23 protein-coding genes are annotated in these 26,790 nt (G+C 36.6%); 8 read left to right on the top strand and 15 right to left on the bottom strand.

Going from position 1 to position 26,790, the window contains the following annotated elements:
- Positions 1-316: 316 nt before the first annotated feature.
- The 6 genes from BLW28_RS03380 (at position 317) to BLW28_RS03355 (ending at position 5,304) form a co-directional block, all read left to right on the top strand.
- Positions 317-1,114: a HipA family kinase gene (locus tag BLW28_RS03380; RefSeq protein ID WP_073214378.1), complete on the top strand. Its 798-nt coding sequence runs from the start codon at positions 317-319 to the stop codon at positions 1,112-1,114.
- Positions 1,092-1,475, top strand: coding sequence for a DUF3037 domain-containing protein (locus BLW28_RS03375; protein WP_073214374.1), 384 nt, complete (start codon positions 1,092-1,094; stop codon positions 1,473-1,475). The genes BLW28_RS03380 and BLW28_RS03375 overlap by 23 nt, the downstream gene beginning before the upstream one ends.
- A gap of 124 nt (positions 1,476-1,599) precedes the next feature.
- On the top strand, positions 1,600-2,277 hold the full coding sequence (locus tag BLW28_RS03370) for a response regulator transcription factor (protein ID WP_073214371.1): 678 nt from the start codon (positions 1,600-1,602) through the stop codon (positions 2,275-2,277).
- The gene (locus tag BLW28_RS03365) at positions 2,274-3,560 is read left to right on the top strand and encodes a sensor histidine kinase (RefSeq protein ID WP_073214368.1); all 1,287 of its coding nucleotides are present in this window, start codon (positions 2,274-2,276) and stop codon (positions 3,558-3,560) included. Before BLW28_RS03370 ends, BLW28_RS03365 begins: the two co-directional genes overlap by 4 nt.
- Positions 3,561-3,619: 59 nt before the next feature.
- On the top strand, positions 3,620-4,045 hold the full coding sequence (locus BLW28_RS03360; protein WP_073214365.1) for a PepSY-like domain-containing protein: 426 nt from the start codon (positions 3,620-3,622) through the stop codon (positions 4,043-4,045).
- A 29-nt stretch (positions 4,046-4,074) separates the two neighbouring features.
- A complete protein-coding gene (locus tag BLW28_RS03355) occupies positions 4,075-5,304 on the top strand; it encodes a PepSY-like domain-containing protein (protein ID WP_073214362.1) in 1,230 nt (409 codons plus the stop codon).
- A gap of 88 nt (positions 5,305-5,392) precedes the next feature.
- On the opposite strand, the gene BLW28_RS03350 is transcribed toward BLW28_RS03355, so the two are convergent.
- The 10 genes from BLW28_RS03350 to BLW28_RS03305 all read right to left on the bottom strand — a co-directional run bounded on the left by BLW28_RS03350 (position 5,393) and on the right by BLW28_RS03305 (position 21,392).
- Positions 5,393-5,890, bottom strand: coding sequence for a DUF4251 domain-containing protein (locus BLW28_RS03350; protein ID WP_073214360.1), 498 nt, complete (start codon positions 5,888-5,890; stop codon positions 5,393-5,395).
- Between the two features lie 97 nt (positions 5,891-5,987).
- Complete coding sequence (locus BLW28_RS03345; RefSeq protein ID WP_073214357.1) at positions 5,988-7,625, bottom strand: ABC-F family ATP-binding cassette domain-containing protein; 1,638 nt, start codon at positions 7,623-7,625, stop codon at positions 5,988-5,990.
- 261 nt (positions 7,626-7,886) lie between these two features.
- Positions 7,887-10,289: a TonB-dependent receptor gene (locus tag BLW28_RS03340; protein ID WP_073214354.1), complete on the bottom strand. Its 2,403-nt coding sequence runs from the start codon at positions 10,287-10,289 to the stop codon at positions 7,887-7,889.
- An 84-nt stretch (positions 10,290-10,373) separates the two neighbouring features.
- A complete protein-coding gene (gene pgi, locus BLW28_RS03335) occupies positions 10,374-11,939 on the bottom strand; it encodes a glucose-6-phosphate isomerase (protein WP_073214351.1) in 1,566 nt (521 codons plus the stop codon).
- Positions 11,940-11,946: 7 nt separating this feature from the next.
- On the bottom strand, positions 11,947-12,801 hold the full coding sequence (locus tag BLW28_RS03330) for an N-acetylglucosamine kinase (protein WP_073214348.1): 855 nt from the start codon (positions 12,799-12,801) through the stop codon (positions 11,947-11,949).
- 2 nt (positions 12,802-12,803) lie between these two features.
- Positions 12,804-13,799, bottom strand: coding sequence for a type I glyceraldehyde-3-phosphate dehydrogenase (gene gap, locus BLW28_RS03325; RefSeq protein ID WP_073214344.1), 996 nt, complete (start codon positions 13,797-13,799; stop codon positions 12,804-12,806).
- A gap of 88 nt (positions 13,800-13,887) precedes the next feature.
- Positions 13,888-14,871, bottom strand: a complete 984-nt coding sequence (pfkA, locus tag BLW28_RS03320) for a 6-phosphofructokinase (protein WP_073214341.1) — start codon at positions 14,869-14,871, stop codon at positions 13,888-13,890.
- A gap of 246 nt (positions 14,872-15,117) precedes the next feature.
- Entirely contained in the window at positions 15,118-16,431 is a 1,314-nt protein-coding gene (gene tilS / locus BLW28_RS03315; protein WP_073214338.1) for a tRNA lysidine(34) synthetase TilS, read from the bottom strand.
- Between the two features lie 95 nt (positions 16,432-16,526).
- A complete protein-coding gene (locus BLW28_RS03310) occupies positions 16,527-17,834 on the bottom strand; it encodes an anthranilate synthase component I family protein (protein ID WP_073214335.1) in 1,308 nt (435 codons plus the stop codon).
- Between the two features lie 111 nt (positions 17,835-17,945).
- Positions 17,946-21,392, bottom strand: coding sequence for a M36 family metallopeptidase (locus BLW28_RS03305; protein WP_073214332.1), 3,447 nt, complete (start codon positions 21,390-21,392; stop codon positions 17,946-17,948).
- A 189-nt stretch (positions 21,393-21,581) separates the two neighbouring features.
- Between BLW28_RS03305 and BLW28_RS03300 the strand changes: the two genes are divergently transcribed.
- Complete coding sequence (locus BLW28_RS03300; RefSeq protein ID WP_073214329.1) at positions 21,582-22,172, top strand: anti-sigma factor; 591 nt, start codon at positions 21,582-21,584, stop codon at positions 22,170-22,172.
- A 202-nt stretch (positions 22,173-22,374) separates the two neighbouring features.
- Here the strand turns inward: BLW28_RS03300 and BLW28_RS03295 are convergent, their stop codons facing one another.
- Entirely contained in the window at positions 22,375-23,034 is a 660-nt protein-coding gene (locus BLW28_RS03295; protein WP_143036831.1) for a DUF4331 family protein, read from the bottom strand.
- Complete coding sequence (locus BLW28_RS03290; protein WP_073214325.1) at positions 23,034-23,726, bottom strand: DUF4331 family protein; 693 nt, start codon at positions 23,724-23,726, stop codon at positions 23,034-23,036. The genes BLW28_RS03295 and BLW28_RS03290 overlap by 1 nt, the downstream gene beginning before the upstream one ends.
- A gap of 125 nt (positions 23,727-23,851) precedes the next feature.
- Here BLW28_RS03290 and BLW28_RS03285 point away from each other — a divergent pair, with 125 nt between their 5' ends.
- Entirely contained in the window at positions 23,852-25,066 is a 1,215-nt protein-coding gene (locus BLW28_RS03285; RefSeq protein ID WP_073214322.1) for an LETM1-related biofilm-associated protein, read from the top strand.
- A 95-nt stretch (positions 25,067-25,161) separates the two neighbouring features.
- Here BLW28_RS03285 and BLW28_RS03280 read toward each other — a convergent pair whose 3' ends face one another.
- The 3 genes from BLW28_RS03280 to BLW28_RS03270 form a co-directional block, all read right to left on the bottom strand.
- Entirely contained in the window at positions 25,162-25,917 is a 756-nt protein-coding gene (locus tag BLW28_RS03280) for a LytR/AlgR family response regulator transcription factor (RefSeq protein ID WP_073214319.1), read from the bottom strand.
- Between the two features lie 160 nt (positions 25,918-26,077).
- Positions 26,078-26,383 (bottom strand): 2TM domain-containing protein, encoded by a 306-nt coding sequence (locus BLW28_RS03275; protein WP_073214316.1) that lies wholly within the window; start codon positions 26,381-26,383, stop codon positions 26,078-26,080.
- A gap of 13 nt (positions 26,384-26,396) precedes the next feature.
- A complete protein-coding gene (locus BLW28_RS03270) occupies positions 26,397-26,699 on the bottom strand; it encodes a 2TM domain-containing protein (RefSeq protein ID WP_073214314.1) in 303 nt (100 codons plus the stop codon).
- Positions 26,700-26,790: the final 91 nt, after the last annotated feature.

Here is a 26,790-nt window from a genome sequence, read left to right as displayed (position 1 = left end):
ATATGCCTATTAGTCGTGTCCGATTAAGATGGAAGACCGCTTCGCTGAAAGACGTAGGACATAAGACTTGCTTCTTAATGGGTTAACAGTTAAGTTAAATGGATTAAGTATACTTTTTAGTTGTTACATTTTAGTGGCGAGCTTAGTAGCAAGCTATCGCTTTAATAAAAATTCTTTTAGTGCCTGTCAGCTTTTGCTGAACGGAATTTTGAAATATTTTAATCGGACACTAATGTATGCCTATCAAACATGTGCTCTAAATAGGATTGCATATTGGCAAATAACCCTAATTTTACAAACAAATAGCTTTTAAGCAATGACAACTAACAAAATAGAACTCCGCACAGTAAATGTTACGCGATACATTACTCCACTACGAGAAGGCGGATCTCTTCCCGCATTGGCAGAAGCGAACGACGATTTTAAATATGTTTTAAAATTTCGTGGGGCTGGACACGGTGTAAAAGCACTAATTGCCGAATTATTAGGCGGAGAAATAGCGAGAACTTTAGGATTAAAAATTCCTGAATTAGTTTTTGCCAATCTCGACAAAGCGTTTGGCCAAAGTGAAGGCGACGAAGAAATTCAAGATCTTTTAAAAGGAAGCCAAGGCCTAAACCTTGCACTTCATTTTCTTTCGGGAGCCCTAACTTTCGACCCTGTTGTTACTCAAGTTGATGAAAAATTAGCTTCAAAAATTGTATGGTTAGATGCCTACACCACAAACATTGACCGCACGGTGAAAAACACCAATATGCTTATCTGGCATAAGGAATTATGGCTAATCGATCACGGTGCAACTTTCTATTTTCACCATTCGTGGGACAATTGGGAAAAAGCAGCAGTAAGTTCTTTTCCGTATATAAAAGACCATGTTTTATTGCCGCAAGCTTCTTTAATTGAAGAAATAAATGATGAAATGATTGCGCTTCTCCACGATGAAAAACTAAAGGAAATAACCAACCTCATCCCTGCCGAATGGATGGAATGGGAAGGCACTGATATGAAGCCTGACGAAATTCGTGAAGTATATTATCAATTTTTGGTAAAGCGCAGAAATAGTTCAAACAACTTCGTAAAACAGATTCAAGATGCCAGGAAAACACTTATATGAATACGCCGTAATCCGATTGGTGCCACGCGTAGAACGTGAAGAGTTTTTAAATGTTGGCATTATATTATTCAGTAAAGGCGCCAAATATTTAAACTGTAAATATCATATCAACACCGAAAAATTAAGCCATTTTTCTTCTGAACTCGAAGCTGAAGAAATAGAAAAAAACCTCAAAGCATTTACCAAAATCTGTACTGGTTCAAAGAATGGCGGCCCCGTTTCTGAATGGGAAATTCCCGACAGGTTTAGATGGTTAACCGCGCAACGAAGTTCTTCTATTCAAACATCGCGTCCGCACAACGGATTTAGCGATGACTTGGACGCAACTTTAAATCGGCTTTTCGAGGAGTTGGTTTTGTGATTAATGAAGTTTAAGTGTTTAATAATTTATACGTTTAGATAGTGTTAATTTTAGAATATAAACTTTGTCGATCGGTTTTTAGTAATTCCCAAATCTTTCCCAAGTTGATTTATATTTTTAAAGCATGAAAATTTTAATAATTGAAGACGAAAAAGAGTTGCGAGAAACGTTGGTAGCATCTCTCCAAAAAGAGCAGTATGTGGTAGAAATTGCAGCGAACTATGGCGATGCAATTGAAAAAATTGGTTTGTATGAATACGATTGCATTTTGCTAGATATTACTTTACCAGATGGTAGCGGTTTGAACATTCTCTCGAAACTAAAGGTTATGGATAAATCTGAAAATGTGATTATCATATCGGCCAAAAACTCATTAGACGACAAACTAAAAGGCTTAGATCTGGGCGCCGATGATTACCTCACAAAACCTTTTCACATAGCCGAACTAAATGCACGAATTAAAGCAGTACTACGCCGAAAAAACTTGGATGGCAAAAACACCATCGAAATTGGCAACTTAATTTTCGATATAGATGAACGAACACTCTTCGTTAACCAACAGAGCGTACATTTAAACAGAAAAGAATTTGATGTCCTCAATTATTTTTTAGTCAACAAAAACCGACTTATCACCAAAACCGCTTTGGCAGAATACGTTTGGGGCGACCAAATAGATCAAGCCGACGATTTCGATTTTATTTACTACCAAATAAAAAACCTTCGTAAAAAATTACAAGAATCAACAGCCGATATAAGCATCGAATCTGTATACGGTGTAGGTTATAAATTAGTTGAAAAATGAAACTCCTAAACCGTTCCCTAATTTATCTTTCATGTGCCTTCTTTTTCATTATCGGCATTTGGTCGGTGATATTCTATTACAATTTAAAAGACGAAATTAGGGATAGCATAGACGACGGACTCGAAAACAACAAGCTATTACTCATACACCAATCCAAGATAGATTCCACTTTACTAAAGCAATCGGAATTTGGAGGGAATAATTTTGAAATACATCCAGTATCAAAAGAGAAAGCGGTACTAATTAAAGAAGTTTATAAAGACACTTTAATGTATCGTTTAAATGAAGACGACCTCGAGCCTGTTCGTATTTTACATTCTGCTTTTCAGCATAACAAAAATTTTTACAGAATTAAAGTTATTTCGTCATTGGTAGAAGAAGACGATTTGGTAGAAGACTCATTTTGGAGTGTGGTAACGTTGTTCTTAATCTTGGTAGGCAGCATCATTATTGTAAACAACGTTATCCTGCGCAGGGTTTGGACTCCGTTTTATGTAATATTAGATAGATTGAAAACGTATCGGCTAGATCAAGACGATAATCCAATAGACATAACAACAAAAACAACCGAATTTTTAGAATTGCAAAAAGCTTCGAATGCCTTAATTAAACATTCAAAAGAAGCTTATTCTTCGCAAAAGCAATTCACCGAAAACGCATCGCATGAACTTCAAACACCTTTGGCAATAATCATAAATAAGCTAGAATTGCTTTTAGAATCTGAAAACCTGAAAGAGGAGGATGCACAAACCATAGCCAATGTTATAAAAATGGTAGAGCGACTAACGCAGTTAAATAAATCGTTATTACTATTGGCGAAAATTGAAAATAAGCAGTTTCCGAATCAAGAACTCGTCTCGATCAATAAATTAGCGAAAGAAATTATTGACAATTTTGAAGACTTTGCTGATTTCAAGAATATACAAATATTGGTTGAAGAAGACAGCAACTTAAACGTAACGATAGATCCTTCTTTAGCTTTAATCCTAATTTCAAATTTAGTTAAAAACGCAATTTTTCATAATACGAACGGAGGAAGAATAACTGTGAAATTTGAAAAAGACGGATTTGAAATTTGTAATTCGGCCAATAACGTTCCGCTTGTTGAAGAAAACATCTTTGTTCGCTTTCACAAAAACACTTCCAAATCGCAAGGTACTGGATTAGGATTAGCGGTTTGCAAGGCGATCTGCGACTTTTATGGTTTAGGTATTTCTTATAAGTTTAAAGAAAACAACCACTGTTTTACTGTAGATTTCAAAAAAATTATCAGTTTGGAATAAATTCCAAATTCTTTCCAGAATTGCCCTTTACATTTGTTGTATAATTTAAAATTAAACAGATGAAAGCAATAACATTTTTAACAGCAGTCCTTATCGGAACCACCTCACTATTCGCACAAGACGTGCCCGAAAACCAAGTGCCATCGGTAATACTAAATACCTTTAAAAAGGAATTCCCCAAAGCTAGTGATATAGAATGGGAACGCGAAGGCGAACTTTACAACGTAGATTTTGAAATAGGATACTTTACAGATTACGAAGCATGGTTTGATGCTTCTGGAAAATTGATTAAATACTCAGAAGAAATTTCTGAAAAAGACCTTCCTCAAGCAGTAAAAGATACCGTTAAGAAACAATTTGACGGGTATCGAATTGACGATGTAGAGAAAATTACAGAGAATAATATAGAAACGTATCGCGTTGAAATAGAAAAAGGAAATGATGAACGATATGTAACTTTTTCTAAAAACGGAAAATTAATTTAAACCTTTTAAACCACAATAATTCTTAACCTATGAAAAAATTAGCATTCATAATCCTTACACTTTCACTCACTTTGGTCTCTTGTAGTAAAGAAGATTCAATGACTGAAGAAACTACGCTAACCGAAGCAGAAATTCCTGTAGAAATAAAAAGCTACATTATCGACCATTTCCCTTCAAATTCGATTAATAGCGCAGAAAAAAACACCGTACAAAACGAAACTTTCTACACCGTATTTTTAAGCGGAAACCTGAATTTAGAATTTAATAGCCAATTCGACATAACAGATATCGATGCTGAAACTGAACTCCCAGATTCGGTTATTCCGCAACCAATACGAGATTATGTGTCTCAAAATTATCCCAATAATTTTATAACCGAATGGGAAATAGAAGACGGCTATCAGGAAGTAGAACTTGATAATGGAATTGAGCTTGAGTTTACGTTAGACGGTATATTTATTCGTATGGACGATAACAATGACGATGATGATGACAACGAAATAGTGCTAACAGCTAGTGAAATTCCTGCTGAAATAAGCACATATATTACAACGCATTTTCCAGATAGTTCCATTATAAGAGCTATTAAAGAAACTGATGACAATATTATTTCTTATGAAGTGTATTTAAGCGATAATTTTGAGTTAACATTCAATTCAGATTTTGAAATTATTGAAATTGAAGGAGACACACAGCTTCCAAACTCAGTAATTCCACAGGCAATTTTAGATTATGTTGCTCAAAATTATGCAACCAACTTTATAACCGATTGGGAATTAAAAACCAATTATCAAGAAATAGAGCTTAACAATGGGCTAGAACTAGAATTCACCCTAGAAGGAGTTTTTATTCGTGTAGATGAAGATAACAACGATGGCGACGAGAATGAAGTGGTGCTAACAGAAAATGAAATACCTACTGAAATTAGAACCTACGTTACCACCCACTTTCCAAATAGTACGATTGTACGGGCAATTAAAGAAACAGATGAAAATGTGATTACTTATGAATTGTATTTAAGTGAAAACGTTGAATTAACCTTCAATAATACTTTTCAAATTATTGAAATCGACGGAACCACACAACTTCCTGATTCGGTTATTCCTGCGGCAATCTTAGATTATGTGGCTCAAAATTATCCTAATAATGTTATAACCAACTGGGAGTTAGAAGACAACCACCAACAAGTTGAGTTGAACGATGAAACAGAGCTTGAATTCACTTTAGATGGAGTATTTATACGAGTTGATAATGACTAACAGAAGATTTTCTTCCTAATTGTTTAAAAACACAGCGGCCTAAGTATTGTACTTAGACCGCTGTTCTTCTTTTAAATACAGTTTTAATTTACCTAGAAACCTTAGCAATTTCTCCCTGGTAATTTATAGTACCTCGAGCATTGCTGGTAACAGTAAGTGTAGCATACCCCGATTTACTAACCGAAAGTACTATTTCATAAACCTCGTCATCATTTACCGTAGTGCTTATTTGGTATCCTTTTGCGTTTTCGATGCTAAAATTTTCAGGTTTTCCTTGAAATTTTAAGCCCTTATCTTTTCCTAATTTCATGCCGCTATAAGCTCTTCCGTAAAAAGGAAGATTACTAATAACCTCTTCTGGAGAAAAGATAACGGAATAGCCACTTCCAACTAAATTCTTAGGCGTTCCGTTTGCTGGAGTTACCGTGCTAGCTTTAAATTCAAAGTTTTTTGATTGTAATAAACTTTCGACCCGACCCATATCGGTTTCGACTGTTTCTTGTGATTTCTTGGCTTTTTCCTGTGCCGAAACGTTTCCGAGAATAAAACAAAAAAGTGCAGTCAATAAAAATGTGTGTATTTTCATAATTCTATCATTTTAAAAGAAGAGAAAAAGCAATTATTATACCGAAATTAAATTTTCAACAACCAATTCCCATACTTTAAACTCCTCCACTTATAACTTATGCCTTCAAGTCAATCTCCTTCAAATTCTCAATTCTATTGCGAAGAAGAAAATCGTCGATGGTTTCAAAATGCTCAATAACACGTTTGTCTTTAAATTCAAATACTTTTTCTGAAAGTCCCTGAAGGAAGTCACGGTCGTGGGAAACAAGAATTAAAGTACCGTCAAACTGAAGAAGCGCCTCTTTTAAAACATCCTTCGATTTTAAATCTAAGTGGTTTGTTGGCTCATCGAGAATCAAAACATTTACTGGTTCCAACAACAATTTCACCATTGCCAAACGGGTTTTTTCACCACCGGAAAGCAAACCTACTTTTTTATCAATATCATCGCCGCTAAACATAAAACGACCGAGAATGTTTTTTATCTGTGTTCTTATTTCGCCTTTGGCAACCTCATCTACCGTTTGAAAAACTGTGAGGTCTTTATCTAAAAGTGCGGCTTGGTTTTGGGCAAAATATCCTACTTTGGCATTGTGACCCAAGGCGCAAGTTCCCTCAAAATCAATTTCGCCCATTATGGCTTTAATCATTGTTGATTTCCCTTCGCCATTTCGTCCCACAAAACTAACTTTCTGACCGCGAGAGATACTCATATTCGCATCGTTAAAAACCACGTGGTCGCCGTATTTCTTGGTAAGTCCTTCCGCAATAACAGGATAATCGCCACTACGTTGCGCTGGCGGAAACCGAAGTGCCAAGGCGGAAGTGTCTATTTCATCAATCTCAATGATTTGAAGTTTTTCCAACATTCGCTCGCGAGAGTTTACTTGGTTGGTCTTTGAATAAGTTCCTTTAAAACGCTCAATAAACTGTTGGGTTTCAGCGATGAATTTATGCTGCTCTTCGTAAGCTTTTATTTGGTGTGCTCTTCTATCGGCCCGCAATTGCAAATAGTGACTGTAATTGGCTTTGTAATCGTATATACGCCCCATTGTTACCTCAATGGTTCGGTTGGTGATGTTATCGATAAAAGCTCTGTCGTGCGAGATTACGATTACGGCTTTTGCTTTGTTCAGCAAGAAATCTTCCAACCAGATTACCGATTCAATATCAACGTGGTTTGTTGGTTCATCCAGCAAAATTAAATCAGGTTTTTTAAGAAGCAATTTTGCCAATTCAATCCGCATGCGCCATCCACCACTAAACTCATTGGTTTGTCTGTGAAGATCACTTCTTTTAAAGCCAAGTCCGCGCAATGCCTTTTCTACTTCAGCTTCGTAGTTTATTTCTTCAAGGGAATAATACTTTTCACCTAGTTCTGCCACTTTGGTAATGATGTTCATATAGGCATCACTTTCGTAATCGGTTCTAGTTTCCAGCTCTTTGTTAAGGCGATCCATTTCGTCACGCATCTCAAAAATTTGCTTAAAAGCTTTAGAAGCTTCTTCAAAAACAGTACAATCATCATCTGTCAATAAATGTTGGGGAAGGTATGCAATTACGGCATCTTTTGGTGCACGTACATTCCCACGAGTAGGTTTTTGAACGCCAGCGATTATCTTCATCATCGTACTTTTTCCTGCGCCATTCTTTCCCATTAAAGCGATTTTGTCGTTTTCGTTTACCACGAAAGAGACATCACTAAAAAGTGTATCACCACTGAATTCTACTACTAGGTTATCTATTGAAATCATGTTGTTATATGTGTTTTTTATGACGTAGGACTGCTAGGACATAGGACGTAAGACTAATTCTCTTAACGACTGAGCATCAAAAAAAAAACTACTGCCAACTGCCACTGAAAACTGCTACTTTTTTAAATCCCTTTTAAAAAGCTGCAAAATTATTAAAAAGAAGTTGATGGGAAACACTTCAAGGAATAACGTCTGAAAAATTTATGATTATCTGTGACAAGACTTTGGACGAAATATAATAATATGAAGAATTTCTCTCCTTTAAAAATGAGCAGTTAATGCCAAGATAAAATTTCTTCCAGCCCCTGAAATACCTGAAGCAAAAGGTCGGTAGCGTTGATCGGTTAGGTTTTCGATTCCTCCACTTACATCAATCGTTTTACTCAGTTTATAAAGACTTTTAAAATTAAGCGTGTACCATGCTGGGGAATAAATGTTTCCGTTTTCGTCGAGGGCGTAGATTTCCTTTTTACTCTTTTCACCATCAGGCATATCTTCAAAATCCTTTTTCCCATTGAATACGACATTGAACTCCATACTCAACTTATCCTTTCTATAATTTAAACGAGAGGTGCCAAAAAATGGTGCTGCGTGACGCATTCGACTGGTCTCGCCATTTTCAAGTTCTTCTTCTCCCTTTTGGAAATTGAAGTCGGTATGAAACCCAAAGCCTTTTGGCAATTTTAGTTCAAGACCAAACTGCACTCCATAAATATTGGCAACCGCAGAATTCTGAATGGCTTGCACCTTACTCATTTCGCCTTGAAACATAATGCTGTCCTGACCGTTGAGTTGATAGTCGCGACGCAACATCGAATTTTTTAAATGCGTATAATAACCCGTTATATCTATTTTCACTACATCTCCAAATACCTTCGCAACACCTAAATCGACATTGTAAGCGTATTCGGGTTTAAGATCTGGATTGGGAACTACCACTTGTCCCGGGGCAGAATCGAACACTTTTCCTACATCATCTACATTGGGCGCGCGAAATGCGGTGCCTAGATTGGTGCTGAAAACCCAAGAACCACTGGGACGGTAAACACATCCCAAACTTCCCGTTAACGCACCATTGTTAAGTTTTGCTTCAGTAAAGGGAAAGGGATAAAAGGTTGTATCAAATTCAGAATCCAATAAAATTTGGTTGTAACGAGCTCCCGCGCTTAACGTAAACCGATCGGTCATTTTGAATTCATCCGTTACATAGGCGGCTATTGATTGCCAAGTGCTTTTTGGGTAGCGCGCTGGCCCTGCTTCAGTTATTCCTGTTGTAATATCGGTTATTTCGCCAACGGATTTAACATCGTTTAAAACGTATTCCAGTCCGTAGAAAACTGTATTCCTGTTGCTCGTTGCTTTTATGAAATCAGCATTTATTGAATATGCGCTTACTTCTTCTTCAGAAATGTTTCGGTCTGGTTGGTTGAAACCTCTGTCTATTCGGCTTTCTTCAAACCATTGGTGTGCTAAACGAATGTTCATCTGATCAAAAATAAAATTCGATTCATTATAACCAATTCCTAGATTGTTCATCATCCAAATTTGCGGGCCGTAATCCCATTCGGCGTAACGGGCTGTTCCATTTTTAACACGTTGATGTCTGTCGTAACGCCCATAAGGTGAAGTTTCTGAATAATGAAACCCGAATTGAAAATCCCACTTTTCATTGGGTTGAAACCGAATTTTCTGCATCATGTTAAGCTGTGAATATGCCGTAGGAATCTGCAGTAATTCATCTTCTTGAGTAATTACCACGTCAACGTTATTTTGCCGCTGCACGTAATAATCTTTTATATAATCGTCTAGGCCGTGGCTTCCTTGACGCAGGTTGTCGTAATCCCACGCACTAATACTTGTTAAAAAACTCCATTTTTTAAAGCCCACATTCACATCAAAATGTCCAGTTTTCTCATTGTTTGCAGAAGAATAGCGCGTGTTTGCCTTCCCGCGTATCAAAGGCGAATCGGTCAATGAAAATTGGGGTGTTAGCGTTTGGAAACTCATCACACCACCAACGGCATCACTACCATAAACCACCGAACCTGGGCCAAAGACCACTTCGGTGTTTTCTATAGCGAATGGATCTAGACTGATAACATTCTGCAAATTGCCCGAACGGAAAATCGCGGTATTCATCCGCACACCATCTACTGAATAAAGCAATCGACTAGTGGAAAACCCTCGAATCATTGGGCTACCTCCGCCCTGCTGACTTTTCTGAATAAATACCTTCCCTGAAATCGCCAATAAATCGGCAGCGGTTTGGGTGTTTTGTATGGCAACTTCTCTTGGACTTATAGAAATGACCTTCGCGGGCACATCATCACTACTTCTTCTCCATTTTGAAGCAGAAATCACTACTTCATCCAGATTTAGATTGCTTGGTTTTAGAAGTAGTAAGAAAGAATCGGTTGTCAATTCATGAAAACTTTTGACAATGGTTTTGTATCCAAGGCTTCGGATTTCGATGATTTCTGCATCTTTAAATTTTGAGACGTCTGCCTGCCCTTCACTATTTGTAGTAGTATAAAGTTTTGTCCCGCTAGTTAAAGTTACCAACTCAATGGGCACATTGGTTTCTTCATCGATTATAGTTACAGTTTGGGCATAAATACCAAAGTTGCATATTAAAAATAAACAAAATAAAAAACGATGTTGCATTTTTAAAATATAAGTTCAGCGTTAAGAACTATGGATTTTCAATAGGTTGCTAGTAGTATTTCAACTTAGAAACTTTTGCACTATCTACTCAAGAAACTTCTTTATCAAGTTTTGGGTTGATTCATTTTCCATCAAGCCTGAATCCTTGTTTTCAATGGCACTTAAAGTATCTTTTGCTACCGTTTTACCAAGTTCCACGCCCCATTGGTCGTAGCTAAAAATATTCCAAATAATTCCTTGAGCAAAAAGCTTATGTTCGTAGAGAGCAATTAGACTTCCGAGGTTTTTGGGCGTTAATTTTTTAATGAGAAGTGTATTGGTTGGCTTACAACCATCAAAAGTTTTGAAAGAATTTTGAACATCTTGATTATAAGTTCCTGCCCAAAGTGCTTCGGTTTGTGCGAAGAAATTTGCCATTAAAATATTGTGATTTCCAATATTTCCGTTTAAGGACTCCGAAAAACCAATAAAATCTGTAGGAATTAATTTCGTTCCTTGATGCAAAAGCTGAAAATAAGCATGTTGCGAATTTGTTCCCACATTACCCCAAACAATTGTACCTGTTTGGTAATTAATTTTATTGCCATTTCGGTCAGTACTCTTACCGTTGCTTTCCATAATTGCTTGCTGAAGGTATGGCACTAACTTATTTAGGTATTGCGAATAGGCTACAATAGCTTCGGTTTCGGCCTCAAAAAAATTGTTATACCAAACAGAAATCAAAGCAAGAATGACAGGTAGGTTTTGATCAAATTCTGCACTTTTGAAATGCTTATCCATTTCGAAAGCTCCTTGTAATAGTTCTTCGAAATTTTGATACCCAACGGCACAGCATATCGAAAGTCCTACCGAACTCCAAAGTGAAAACCTTCCCCCAACCCAATCTTGCATTGGAAAAATATTCTTTTCTGATATACCGAATGCTTCCGCTGCAGCAATATTTACAGAAACAGCAACAAAATGCTTTTGAACGTCTTGGGGTTCAGCTTTAGTTAAAAACCAATCCTTCAAAACCTTAGCATTAACAAGGGTTTCTTGTGTGGTAAAGCTTTTAGAAACAACAATGAAAAGAGTTGTCTCTGGATTTAGGGATTTTAAGGTTTCAGAAACATGGTCGCCATCAACGTTGGCAATAAAATGAATTTTTAAATGATTACCATAGAATTTAAGGGCATCAACAACCATATCGGGTCCAAGATGACTACCTCCAATTCCAATATTTACGATATCTGTAATGGGTTTTCCTGTGAAGCCTTTGTGAGTACCATCAATAACTTCTTCGGAAAAAAGTTTCATTTTGTGAAGTGTCGATTTCACTTCAGGTTTCATAGTGTCAAAATCGCGAAGAGCGGTGTGAAGAACTGCCCTGCCTTCTGTTTCATTTATTTTTTTACCTTCAAATTGTTGTTCGATAGCTTCTTTCAACTTTACCTCTTCTGCAAGATCTAGCAACAGTTTTCTAGTTTCACCAGTCAAACGGTTTTTAGAATAATCCAAATAAAAATCCTGCCATTCTACAGTAAAGTTTAAAGCACGATTAGATTCTTTTGTAAAAACATCCTGCACGGCAAGGTTTTTTATTTCCTTGTAATGGTTAAGTAAAAGCTTCCAAGATTCGGTATTCGTAGGATTAATCGAAGGTAAAGACATTTTGATTTTAAGCTAGAATATTTCTTTTATAATGTTCAACCAGTCCGTCTATTGGGCGCTGCACTATATTTCCGAGGATTAAATTATTATCTTTAAAACAGTCTGCAATTATATCTTTGGAAAAATGAGCAATAGAACCAATAAAATGAACTGGCACTTGATGTGCATTTTCAAAACTAAGAATTCGGCATTCCATGAAATTTAAAATTCCGTCCTTAATCAACTGGTAAAAGTATGGGTTTATTTGTTCTTGAGAGAAAATAAATTGCGCAAAAGAAGCTAAATATGCTGTGGGATTTGGCTCGGTATAAAGTTTCATTTTAATGCTATCTGCTTTCAAATTATGCTGCAATGAAAATTCAGACGCAATATTTGCAGGCATTCGATTGTAATAATAATCCCGGATTAATCTTTTTCCGAAGTAGTTTCCGCTGGCCTCATCCATAAGTGCATACCCTAAAGCTGGAATTGGAGCGTGAATTTCTTTGCCATCGAAATAACAGCTATTACTGCCCGTGCCAAGAATACAGACTATTCCCGGTTCATTGGTTACAGCAAAAACTGCTGCGGCCAAATCTTCAGAAACAGTTACTTCTGCAAAAGGAAATAAACTGCTCAAAACGATTTTTAGAATATTTCTTGGAGTCACAGTTCCACAACCTGCACCATAAAAATCGAGTGTTTTTATTTTATGAAAAACCTCTTTTAAAGATTTGTTTTGGAGAATTCGTGAATGCAATTCCTCCTTATTAACCACTGTGGGGTTCAATCCAGGCGTAGTGGTTTTGAAAATTACCTCACCCATTGCGTCGAGCAGCACCCAATCGCATTTTGTTGATCCCCCATCAGTAATTAAAGTCATTTTTACATTTTTGAGAAGTAAGCAGCTAAATCAACCAGTTTTGCTGAATACCCATACTCATTATCGTACCAGCCTACTAACTTAAAAAAATTCTGATTAAGTTCAATTCCAGCATTGGCATCAAAGGTGCATATATGTGTATCGGAAATAAAATCCTGTGAAACTACGGCGTCTTCTGTATAATTTACAATTCCTTTATATTCATTTTCAGAAGCTTTTTTGAAAAGTGCTTTAATTTCTTCATAAGAAGTAGCTTTTTCGGTGCGAAGGGTTAAATCGACTACTGAAATATTAGCGGTAGGAACCCTAAAAGCCATTCCTGTTATTTTTCCTTTAAGTTCAGGAATTACCTTTGTAACCGCAATTGCTGCGCCTGTTGTTGTTGGAATAATATTGTTTAAAGCACTTCTACCAATACGATAATTCTTTTTTGATGGTTGATCTACTGTAGATTGTGAAGCAGTAACTGCATGAACTGTCGTCATTAAAGCTTCTTCTATACCATATTCGTCGTGTATTATTTTTGCCATTGGCGCTAAACAGTTTGTGGTACACGAAGATGCCGAAATAATTGTATCGGAAGGTTTGATTGATGTATGATTTACGCCCATTACGTACATTGGAGCTGTTTTTGACGGTGCAGAAAGCACAACTTTTTTAGCTCCAGCTTTTAAATGCGCAGAGGCCGAATCTACATCTTTAAAAACTCCCGTACAATCGATAACCAAGCTCGCTTCTACTTCATCCCATTTTAATAATTCTGGGTCTTTTTGCGCAGAGACCCTTATTTTTTTACCATCTACCATTAAATAGCCGTCTTTCACTTCGACTTTACCTGGATACTTTCCATGAACGGAGTCATATTGCAACAGATAAGCAAGGTGGTCTACTTCTAACAAATCGTTAACCGCCACTATTTCCATATCTTTTCGTTGCGCTGCTATTCTGAACGCTAATCGTCCAATTCGGCCAAAACCGTTTATTGCTACTTTTATCATTATATCTTATTGTTTTTTATTGTTAATGTACCAAACCCTAAAAACATCATTTCTTAAAAGTTCGTCCTAATGTTTAGAGTTTATTGCTTTAAATTGAAATAATATCGGCCACTCGAATTAAGTCTCGATCAAAATCATTATCGCCTTTGTTTGCCTCGGAGAATGAAACGGAAATTACTTTATTGTGAACTATGCCCATCATCACACTGCTTTCACCTCGAAGAAGGGCATCTATTGCGCCAACACCTAAACGGCTTGCGAGTACGCGATCATAACAACTTGGTGATCCACCGCGCTGAATGTGCCCTAAAACCGTAACCCTAACTTCGTATTCGGTTAAATTGGTTTCTATAAAGCTCGCTAGGTCAAAGATGTTTTTACCTATTTGGTCACCTTCGGAAACTACAACTATGCTTGATGTTTTACCTGATTCTTTACTTCGGCTTAACGATTCTAACAAACGCTCTCGCCCCATGTCTTGTTCAGGGATCAATATTTCTTCGGCACCTGCGCCAATACCAGCATTTAGAGCAATATCGCCGGCATCACGCCCCATAACCTCGACTAAGAACAACCGATTGTGAGAGTTTGCGGTATCACGAATTTTATCTACAGCTTCAACTACCGTATTTAAAGCGGTATCGTAGCCAATTGTATAATCGGTTCCATTAATATCGTTGTCGATAGTTGCAGGAATACCGACAACCGGAAACCCAAATTCTTTAACAAAAGTTGAGGCTCCCGCAAAAGAACCATCTCCCCCAATGACCACTAAGGCATCAATGCTTTCTTTTTTAAGGTTTTGGAATGCTTTTAATCGACCTTCGGCTGTTCTAAATTCTTTTGACCGCGCAGATTTTAAAAAAGTCCCGCCACGATTTACCAAGTTTTTTACGGATCTAGCATCTAAATCTTTAAAATCGGCTTCAATTAGCCCTGCAAATCCTCGATAAACGCCAACACATTTTAAACCATTGTAGGCACAAGCGCGAACAACTGCTCGTATAGCGGCATTCATTCCAGGAGCATCACCACCGCTAGTGAGTACTGCGACTTTATTTATATCCTTCATATTTCAAAATTACGACAATTTTAATTGTCTTAAAATGATTTTGATCACTTAAAAATAAGTGTTTACACGTATAGCGCAATTCTAGATAAGCACTACATTTGTAGTATAGAATTAGTGGATTGATGTCTTAAAGATTATTTTTTGTGGGGATAATAAATAATCTTAATGCATTATAAGGTTTACTAAGTTAGGTTTGTTAAGGAATCCTGGTCGCATGACTGGGATTCTTTTTTTTATCCAGTAAATTTATTGTGAATGCCCTATAAAGGTGATTTTAGTTATACTTTGTGTGTCTTCATTTACTCTAAAACGATTGTCCATTCGGTGACCTATTACCCAAACAATTTTATCTTCATTTAGCAGCAACCAGGTTTTATTTTTCTGCAAAATAGACATTTTTTCATCTTTGAAGAATTTGCTCAATTTCTTCCTTCCGTTTAGCCCAAAAGGATGAAAACTATCTCCTTCTTGCCACTTTCGAATTTTCAAAGGAAAGTTTAATTTTTCAGAATCCAAATATATCAGGTTTTTTGTTGTTTCATCCATGGAATCTGCTAGTTCTATCTTCAACTTTATAGGTGAATCAATTCCGATTTCAGAAACAAAAAATTCCTTCATTTGACTATTAAAATCAATTTTCGACAGTAAAAGTTCATCGCGATTTTTAAGAAGTTGATGGGTTTTTGAAAAAAGCTGTTTTCCTGTTTGAGCATTGAGCAAGGCCGAAACATCATTCCATTCTGTAAAACCAAAACCGTTTAATAGTTCATAAAGCAAGTCTTTAGTATTCGGAAGTTCTTTTAATTTTTGAATATTAATTCTATAGAAATCTTCATCTTCTGAAACTGCCAGCTTATAAATTAAAGCCATATAATCTTCAATTAATTTTTTTGAAGACTGCAGATTATTTTGGGTGGTCTTGAAATTATTTAACAGTGAATCGTGCGTTTCCTTAAAAAGCGGAAGGACTTCTAATCTGAGTTTATTCCGAAGATAATCCGCTTTTTGATTGCTGCTGTCTTCTCGCCATTTTAAGTTGTTTTTCTTGGCGTACGTAACGATTTCTTCACGTGAAAAAACGAGCAATGGCCTAATTATATTTCCGTTTACTGACGGAATTCCGGTAAGTCCGTTTATTCCAGTGCCTCTTGACAGGTTTATAAAAAAGGTTTCCAAGTCGTCATCTAAATGGTGCGCGGTTAACAAATGGTCGTATTTAAAATTGGCAAGGATTTGTTCAAACCATTCGTATCGCAATGTTCGTGCTGCCATTTGAGTAGAAACCTTATGCTCGTCTGCGAATTTATGCGTGTTAAATGTTTCGGCGAAAACCGGAATATTCATTTGTTCTGCCAAGCCAATTACAAACATTTCGTCGCCATCACTCTCTTTATTTCGTAACGAAAAATTGCAATGAGCCAATGCAATTTCAAAATTAAGTTTGTTCATTAAGTGAGTCAACACGACACTGTCCAATCCTCCACTACAGGCTATGAGTAATTTCTTTCCATCCAAAAATGGGAAATGTTGATTGATATGTTTTTTAAATTTTTGAATCAATTGAAACGTGTTTTAAAACCAAAAAGTTATTCATCGGTTATCCCCTTACTAAATATAAATATACGTTAAAACGCGAATAAGGCAGAAAGGATAAATTATCTATTCAAAACCTGTCGCATAGCTTTTGCTTTCAACATACATTCTTCATATTCTTTTTCAGGAATTGAGTTTGTTGTGATGGCTCCCCCAACCGAAAAACTCACATATTCTATAAGCGAATTATATAGAATACTCCGAATAACAACGTTGAAATCGAAATCGCCATTGGGTGAAAAATAACCAATGGCACCACTGTAAAGCCCTCTTTTTGCATCTTCTATTTCTTCAATAATTTTCATTGCTGAAACTTTTGGTGCGCCAGTCATACTGCCCATTGGAAAGGTATTTCTTATTATATCCACACTTTCAGAACTTGGAGATACTTCGCAGATTATTGTAGAAATTAACTGATGCACTTGTTTAAAACTATATACGCCACAGAGTTCTTCTACTTGAACACTTCCTTTTTCTGCAAATTTGGAAAGGTCATTTCGTACCAAATCGGTAATCATTATATTTTCACTACGTTCCTTTGGGTCGTTGGCTAATTGTTTTGCCAATTCTAAATCTTCCTCATTATTTTTTGATCGTTTCGCAGTTCCTTTAATTGGTTGCGAAATGACGCGTGTTCCAGTTTTTTTTATATAACGTTCTGGCGATGCCGAAAGGGCGAAAAATTCATTCAATTTCAGAAATGCCGAAAAAGGTGGTTTAGAAATTTCATTCAACTGTAAAAATGTTGGTAGAGGGTCTATGGTAGTAGTTTCTGCATAAAATTCCTGGCACAAGTTCACTTCATAAATATCTCCTCGTTTTATGTATTCAAGTGCTTTATTGACCTTTTCAATATACTCTTTTTTTGATGTACGATTCTGAATTTCAATTTTGTTTTCAAAAGAATTATTTTCAAAAGAATTGTTTTCAAAAGAATTGTTTTCTAAAATAGATACCCAGTCCGATTCTATTTCATCGGCAACCATATTCAGGTATTGCACCTCAACGAAATCTTCTGAAAACAGAAACACTTTTTTGGGTTGGAAAAAGTATAAATCTGGAAAATCAAGTTCATCACTATTTTGTGAATTAAGATTTTCGACATCATTTTTAAGGTCGTAAGTGAGATAACCGAAAACCCAATCTTTGGCTGTGCTTTGATATTCCCTTAGTTTATCGAAGCCTTTATAAGCATCGGTCTTTAGAGCAGTAAAAGCATCAATCGCCAAAACGGCACGATAGTTCTGTTCTTTTTGAGGATAATCATTTCCATCTAACCAAATTACTTCTTCATATTGTTGCGCCCAATTTAAAATTTTGGGTTTCAACATTTCGAGGTCGGAAAGTGAATGTTTTTTTATTGTTCGCATTCTATATTTGTTAGAAAAGCAATTCTCGTTTCAAAAGTATTGAAATATGAGCTAAAAAAAACCCGTATCAAAATGTTTGATGCGGGTTTAAAAAATATTATTTTTTTGTGATTAATGCTTCACGATGTTTTTTACAACACTTGTAGTTTCAGAATTTATTTCAACAAAATACATTCCAGAAGCCAAATTTTCTAGTGATATAGTTGAATCTTCGCCCACTTTCGAAAGATCGATTACTTTTATTGTCCTTCCATTTACATCAGTAATCCTCGCACTTTGTAAGTTGGCCGTTGAGTTGTTTTTTATATTAACAACACCAGTCGTTGGGTTTGGATACAATAGGATGTTATTATAAAATTCGTTTTCACTTATTCCCAGCAAATCATCGACTGTTACAGTAAAAGTGCAGCTAGCTGAATTATTTGCAGCATCGGTTACTGTTAGCGTAATTGTTGTAGCTCCCAAACCAACTTGCGTTCCTATCACGGGAGATTGTGAAACCACAAAATTTGGACAATTGTCGGTGGCAGTTGCAGTACCGGTATAATCTGGAATTGTAAATTGTTCTCCTGTACGAATTGAAACAGACATATCTGAAGGGCAAGTGATTACTGGCGATTCAGTTTCGGCTATTACCTGAGCTTCGGAACGATCTGCTATACAACCCTCTGGCCCGATATAAAGATCGGTATTAGGAATACCAAAATCGGATGGTTCACAAATCCCATTCCAATCAGCTGCTGAATGGGTATTGCCATGCCTTCTATACGATTCGTTGTCGCAGCCCAAAACAAGATTGGCTCCCCCGCCTGTCCAATCAAGATCGGCGGCAGTAATATTAAAACCATCTATTGTAACGTTAAAATCGGCTATTTCCGTGGCACTATAATTCCAAAAAACAGAATCGACAACATTCCCAGAGATGTCTATTATTAAAATCCAACCTGGGAAGGAAGTATCCCACCAGAAATTATTTCCCCAATATCCGTCACCCTCACCGTCGTTATAATTGATAACCGAATCGGCGCTCATATTGTCTAGGGTTTGCACAATATTGTTCATGAAATTAATTCCAAATAACGGAAATCCGTTTACAGCAACTTTATAGCCCGTGTAATCTGTAGCAACTCCAACGTTTTGTATTTCCAGCTGATTCGGGAAACCGAAGCCAATCTCAGAAATCAATAGGGATGAAAGTGGTCCTGGAGGAGTTTCTAACGCATATACATTTGTAGAACCTGTAGGTATAAACGTGTAAGAATTTCCTTCAGAAAGGAAGTTTCCTCCTATTGGTGCATCATACCATCTAATTACATTAGACGAATCTTGTGGCGTTGCCGAAACGGTTATAGGCTCTCCAACACAAAAGTTAGTTACCCCTGTCGTGGTAGGGCCATCAGGTATTTCTAAAACTTCTACTGTATCTGTGGCAGAAGACGCTCCGGAACAAGGTCCGGCAGCTACACTATAGGTAATGGTATGCGTCCCAACGCCAGCAACCGCTGGATCGAAGGTAAAGCTTGAACCGTTGCCGCTATCTGTAACACCTGGCCCACTGTATACTCCTCCAAACGGAAATCCTCCTGTCAACCCGCTTATGGCATCTGAGGATTCACAAACTTCTTCAAGTACATTTAAAGAAGCTAAATCAGACGGTGTGTCAAAAGCTTCTACCCCGTCATTGGGATTATTCGACGAACCTTGACTAGCACTAGCTCCTAAACCTCTTTTTGCGAACGCATCCCAGATTAAACACTGATTTGCACCACCATAAATAGCTTGATCGGCAGCAAGTATAGCATCTCGACCATCAATAAAGCCAGGGCTGCATGGCTGAAGTTTGAGGCCTTCCGTTACTAACGCCAAAGCTTGCGTGTTTCCTTTATCAATATTTACGTTTCCAGTAAAATTATAAGGATTTGCATCAAAACCATGTTGGTCTATCAACGCCCAAGTCATCTCCCATAACATTTGTGCCCAAACTGAGCCAACTCCATGCGGAATAGCCGCCGTTTTAATAAAATCGTAAGTTTGCGGGTTAACAGCCATATCGGTGCTGTACGGATAGTCGCGAATTCCATTACCCCCCATACCTTGACCTACAAGGTATGTTCCAACGCCTCTTGGAGTTGTTCCAACATCGCTGGGCTTAATAGTAAGAATGGTGGCGAAGAAGTCACTCCAACCCTCACCCATTTGTTCCAAATTGTCCAGACATCCTGATGAGCTTGCACCCCCTGTTAATCTTACCGACACTCCGTGACCGTATTCGTGGATAACTACCAGTGCATCAAAATCTCCATCTTTATCATCGCATATATACATTTGCATGGTTGGAATTTCACCATCGGGACCGGTTCCAAAGTTTGCATTGCAGGTTCCAGAACCATCTTGGGCTTCGGCATTTACGGCATCATTGCCCAAACCGCCATTTCCGTAATTGTTTTCTTGAAAATTACCGCTCACTTCATCAAAACCATACTGATACATAATATCGTGAAACACATTGTTTAAATAAAAAAGATTGGTTATTGCTGCTTCTTCATATTGATTAGAACTAGAGTAGGTTTGACTAAATGGAAAACCGCTAAAGTCTAAGTTCGCACCACCATCGGGTTGATACCCTGGATTATCACCATCTTCATACGCATTAACGTTATTTCCTCGAGTAACTGTATATTCTGCACCGGCTACACCATTGGTATCATGCCATCCAAAAGGTGACGCAATGGGATCGGCTACTTGGGTTACAATAGAACGATTGCCATAATATGGGCTTTCTAAAGGAAGGGCAAAAACTTCATAACATTCTGTACAATTTGCTTGAGTAGCATCCTCGATTTCGCGGTAATTCGGAATATCGTATAAGTTAGCATTGAAATCTAAGTTAACAACATCATTACTATGGTCATGATCAAAATTGCAGCTGGACATCCAATTTGCTTTGTTGACGATTGCCCCTGTTGTAGCATCAATTCGAAGACTCCACCAATTAGTCTCAGAAATAGATTCAATCGAAATATCCCAAGCAAGCACTAATTCGCCACTTTCGGCCAACGCATACATCAACTTTGCGGGAATGGGTCTTTTAGAAATTCCACCATCGCTCAAAAGGGTTTCCGACGACACTCCTCGATTAGGTGTTATAGTTTGAAGCGGTTCAGAGATTCGATAATTCAGTCGGTTTGCCGCTGCGTGAACCGCCTGAGCTGCAGATAATGTTGGCGTAGTAGTTCCAACAAGTTTCTGAGCTGTATTTTTTATGAAATGATTGTTTTGTGAAATGAGTTTCCCCTCTCTTGAAATATGAACACTAGATTCTGTTCCATACACATCAAGACCGTTGAGCGATTGCCTAAAATAAATGTGCTGAATTCCACTAGTACGACTCAAGCTTTCACTCGTTATGCGCCATTCAGAATCTTGTTTAAGGAGCTTGTTTTTTTCGACTAAGTCGTTTAACTGTTGTGCGATTGTGTTAGAAAAATCTTGTGCAGTTAAGGAAGGTGTAACAAGAAAACTTAGTGCAAGAAGCAGAAGTATTGTAAATTTCTTCATTTTGATGAATGTTTTTGATGGAAATAGTTAGTTTACTATCATTTTGGTAAATCTAGAGAAAATTTATTTTCCAAGAGAATTTATTTTTTGAAGAAATCAATATCGCTGTGATTTTTTCAATGAGACCGATTGATGATATTTTACAAGAGATTTAAAATTTTAAGTATTTTTAGATTCTAAAATAAACAGATGAAACAACCTGAAACTACGCCAGTAAAAACTCAAGAAAGTAACAAAAAAAACAGTCCAAACTGGCTATTACTAATTGGATGGGGATTATCCATTCTGTTTCTGGCAGCAACGCTGTGGATGCAAAAACAAAATGAAGAACTAGAAACCGCAATTAAAGCGAGTGCTTCACAAAATGAAATATTGAAAGGTGAATTGGCCAATTTGGAAAATCAATTAATCGAAAGCAGTACAATTTCGAATATCGTGAGGTCTAAGGAATTTCAAGCTTCTACCTTAATAGGAAATCAAGCAGTTGCTCCACAAGCTTTTGCAAAAGTGTATTTGAATAAAAAAGAGAAGTTCGCGTATATTGATATAAAAGGACTTCCTGCCCCTCCAGAAGGAAAAGTTTATCAGCTGTGGTCATTAAAAATGGATCCTTTTTCAGCTACAAATATTGATGTTTTAACTGAATCGAACCGAAGTGGAACCGAAATTCATAAAATTGAAAACTTCCTAAGCACAGAACCGCTATGCATTACCTTAGAACCTTTGGGAGGTAGTGAAATGCCTACAATGTCTCAAATTTATGTCCTGAATGCGATGTAGCGAAATTCTGGATTATACTCTTTCGAATTTTAAAAATAAATCTTGTGTAACAAACAAAATTATTTTTTAATTAACTGCGGCAATTTTTCAATACAAAAAGCACCCTATAAAATGAAGAGTGCTTTTTAAAAAGATATGAAACTCGTAGAGTAGATTAAGACAAACTAGTGTTTTGGAATTGTTTGTTTAAAACCTAATTCAACTAGAAGGGCGGTGCCAAATACGGAAATGTATTTAAAAAAGGTACGTCGTTTGTAGGCACTCCATCTTGAATTAGCAATGGATCGTTGTTGTTTTTAGTACCACCTGGACCGCCAAAAATCCACAATAGGTTTGCATCCATTACATCTTCACCGAGGGCGCGACCAGTCATAATCGTCGATCCGTTATAATAATTGGTAGGACCGTTTTCAGCCACCCACAGTACGTCTTTAGAAAAAAGAGTAGCCAAAGCTTCAGCGTCAAGCCCAAGCACGTTTGTTGTGTACGTCGTATCCAATATCATTATTTTATTTTTAAAAACCTGCTGAAATTTGGCATGCATTTTAGACGGCACTGTTAAATTTAAACTATCGCGACGACCTTCAACATTCAACAAAAGGTTTACCGCAGGGCGCCCCATTTGGTCTACTTGTCTATATGTGCCGGCAAATTCAGATTCAACAGAACAAGGTTTGCACTCACTACCACCGCAATCAATACCTGTTTCATCTCCATTTTGGATTCCGTCAAAACATCTTTCCTGAAAAATTGGAGTTCCGAATTTATCTTCATTATAACATTGTACCAAAAGAACCGAAATGCAGACTAACGACACTATTTTAAAATACTTTATATTATTCATAATACCCTGATAGTTCATTATTGTATTTTTCTTTTTGTTTCTACCCACATATTGTAGGTTGGCGTATTGGGTGCAAAAGGATTCACATTTGCCACTGGCGTCCCGAGCATTGATTTTGGAAGCTCTACTACTATTGAAAGCGTATTTTTTCCGGCATAGGTATCAATTCCAGGATCTGTAAAACCGCCGTTAGCATTTCCCGCCATATACATATCAAACTGAATTCTATCAAAGAAAAAGGAATCATCTCGTGGGCCGGCAAAAAACTTCATTCCATCTTCTTCAGAAATATGAACATCATCTTTACTGGAAATTTTCACCTTGTGCATAATATCTGTATTAATGGTGCTTTCCAATCCTGTTTCTAAAGTAGGGAATGGTCCAAAAAAGAACATCGAATCTCTACGTTTTATAGCCTGAATTAGAACATCTTCCTTTAAATCGTTGTTCAGGTCAATGTTAAATTCCATTAATACATGTTCATCAAACTCAGCAAATTCTGTTGGAGCTCCTGCAGGAATCAATCCTTGCAAGTTCATAATCAGCACTAAATTGTCTGAATCGGGAGCTTCAAAAGCATAAAAATCAGCGATATCTGCTGAAGTACCTGTTAGAGTTGGCGCATCATTATGATCTCCGCTCATTAATACAATGGCCAGTATTACAAGTCCTACGGAACTTATTCTGGCAAATAACTTAGATTTAATCATTGTTAGTTTTTATTAATTATTTTTGCTGCAGCTATTCGTGTTAAAAGTACGGATATGATTTAAGAAGAAAATCGACCAACCAAAAACTTAGCTTCATTGCGGTAAAAATAATCATTCTGAAAGATATGAACCCCTCGGCACCTGACTGGATTTTGAAATTTTTGAATCTTTTTGATAGAACAGAGCTTGTAGGTCGTTTTAAGAATGAGGAAGAGTTTTATAAGGCATTAAAAAAGGCTGGTTTTATCTATGGTTTATCAAATTCATTTTTACCTACACAAAACATACTTACTTTAAAGCTGACGAAAGAAGAACTCACCAAAGTCAATCTATTTCATGCACTGATTTATCAATTTTTTCAAAACAATCCCGAAGCTTCAGACCAGGATGCCATCCAGAATATTCTTTCTTTTTATAGAGAATTGGAGAAAGGCAAAACAGGATTTTTTCATAAGTTTTCCCTTTCACACAGCCCTTCTCACAGCTTAGAAAACATACTTTCGGCTAGATTGCAAGATGCAAATGCCTTGCTGAAAAAAAATTCTCTTTCCTTATTAACGTATGCGCTTTTATTTTTAGATGTTTTGGCCTACAAGCACTGGCTTAATGAGCCTAAAACAATTAAGGAAGTATATCGACACTTAGAAGATGGCGTGTTGAATTATTGTTTTTTCACATTAAAATCTAAACAAAACAAGTCGAAATACGATAATTTATTAATTGAACTTTATGAATCTTCAAGTGGTTATGTTTTAGATAATACGCCAGATGGAAGCGCTACCTTTTTAGAAAAAACGAAATATCTTAAACAGGCAAATGCCGCAGAAAAAAAATACATCCTCGATATGTGTTGTTTAACCATTTGGGAAGATTTTAAAATGGACGAGTCTGAATATGAGTATTTGCTCCAAATAATTACAATTCTAGATTTTCCTGAAAAAGAACTCGATGCAAGTCTTACCGATTTGCGAAGATTTTCGGAAAACTATACTGCTAAAATAGTGCTGTTTGAATACACCAATCCTGTAAAACAATTTTACAAACAATCCTCTGCTACTGTAAAGTTGTTGATTATTCGCAATAAGGATCGATTAGCTCGGGAATTAGAAGAAAGTGGTGAATTGGTAGTGCTTTTAGGACAATCTACACTTAGGGACTTGTCGGCTGAAGAAAAAACAAAAGTAAAGGACCAACTGCTTGATATTTGCAAAACCATCCCGAGTCTTACAATTTTCTTATTGCCTGGCGGAAGTGTATTGATGCCACTATTAGTGAAATTTATACCAAAAATGTTGCCTTCAGCTTTTCAAGATAACAGAATAAATCCTCCGAAGAAATAACGCTGAAACGGATTGATTTTACAAGTTTTATCCTCTCGCCAAAGCGAAGGCTTTTAGTTTCGAATTCATCTTTAACTTCATTTTCCCTTCCCTACCTACTCCAACCAAAGTTTAAAATCTTTTACTCGTTCCCGAGCGACAATTACTTCTTGGTCTTTGTAGCTATTCATCTTTAATTGTAAGCGTGAATTGGTATAGGAGATGATATCTTTTATTGAATTGATATTCACATAAAATTTTCTACTAATCCTAAAGAAGAATTCTGGAGATAGTTCCGATTCTAATTGTTCTAAGGTCGTTTCTAACAAATAGTCGCGACCTTCTGTAGTGTGCGCATAAGTACCTTTATTTTCGGAATAAAAACACTCAATGTCATCTACAGCAATCATTTTGATATGCTGACCGATTTTGGTTGTAAACCGCTTTTTATATTCTTGAGCAACAGGGTTTACAAGCAGCTTTTTAATATCTTCAAAATCAAATTGCACGTTTTGCGAAGTAGGCTGAAATGTTTTGTATTTAGTAACCGCTGTATGTAGATCGTCTTGGTCTATAGGTTTCAATAAATAATCAATGCTATTAAGTTTAAATGCTTGAAGGGCGTACTCATCAAAAGCAGTTGTGAAAATGATTGCGCTCTTTATTTGTATCACATCAAAAATCTCAAAAGAAAGTCCGTCGCTTAATTGAATGTCCAAGAAAATTAAATCAGGATGCGGATTGTTTTGAAACCACGCAATGGCTTCACCAACACTGTGCAACATTTGGTGTACAGTTACATTTTCCTTTTCAAGCATTCGCTTTAAATAGCGAGCAGAAGGCTTTTCATCTTCAATGATAATGACGTTCATGTGGTCTTGTTTCAGGTTTTAGGTTTCAAGTTACAGGTCTATGCTTACCATTAGGTTTGTTATTTGGAATTTAGCCCTTTCTGGAATTTACCTTCCTGCCGGTAGGCAGGTTTGACATTTATTAAATTCAGAGCACTGCGAACTAATACTGGATACTTTTTTAAAAATCTTCTTCCAGAAACTGTTTGATTTTCTTTTCTTCCCAACGTTTTAGGAAATTATTTCTCACATAAATTTCGAAGAATACATAAATGGCGTGTGCAACCAAACCAATGCCCCAAAATAAAGCAGTAGCATAAATTCCCCAACCTGAAAAGTCTGCTTTGCCTTTGCCAAAAACATTTGCTGAGATAAGGATAATTACAATATTAACAATTATATAAGCTGATAAATGTCCGTAAAATCCTTTAAGTGTTTCTACTTTTTTCTCTGCCCTGAGATAACTTAAACTTTTTTCGATTTCCATAATTATGCTATTTTCAGAAGTTTCTACTATTTTGTTTTTCCTCTTCCATAAACTTTTTCAGCTTCTTCTCTTCCCAATCTTTTCCGAAGAAAGAAAACCATTGAAACGCTTTCATTCCTTGAAATAAAAGCCCAATTCCCCAACCAAAAGCGGCCCACAAAAACCATGGATGCCTAAATTCATTTACATAATAATTTAAAGCTGCAAGAAAAGCGATAAAGACCACATAGGAAATTAGACTGGTATAAAACTTTTTAATTTCGGCTACACGTTTCTTAGCTTTTAAATATCTATTTTCCTTTTCAGAAAGTTCCATATTAATTGTTTTTTAGGTTGCATATAAAAATAAGAATGAAAGGCTTACATAAATAATAAAGTCTCCCGAACCGTTGATTTTATAGGCTGAA

The sequence above is a fragment of the Aequorivita viscosa genome (genome assembly GCF_900106795.1).
GTDB lineage: Bacteria > Bacteroidota > Bacteroidia > Flavobacteriales > Flavobacteriaceae > Aequorivita > Aequorivita viscosa.
The sequence above is the reverse complement of the archived record's forward strand: the minus strand, read 5'-3'. Positions and strand labels throughout refer to the sequence as shown.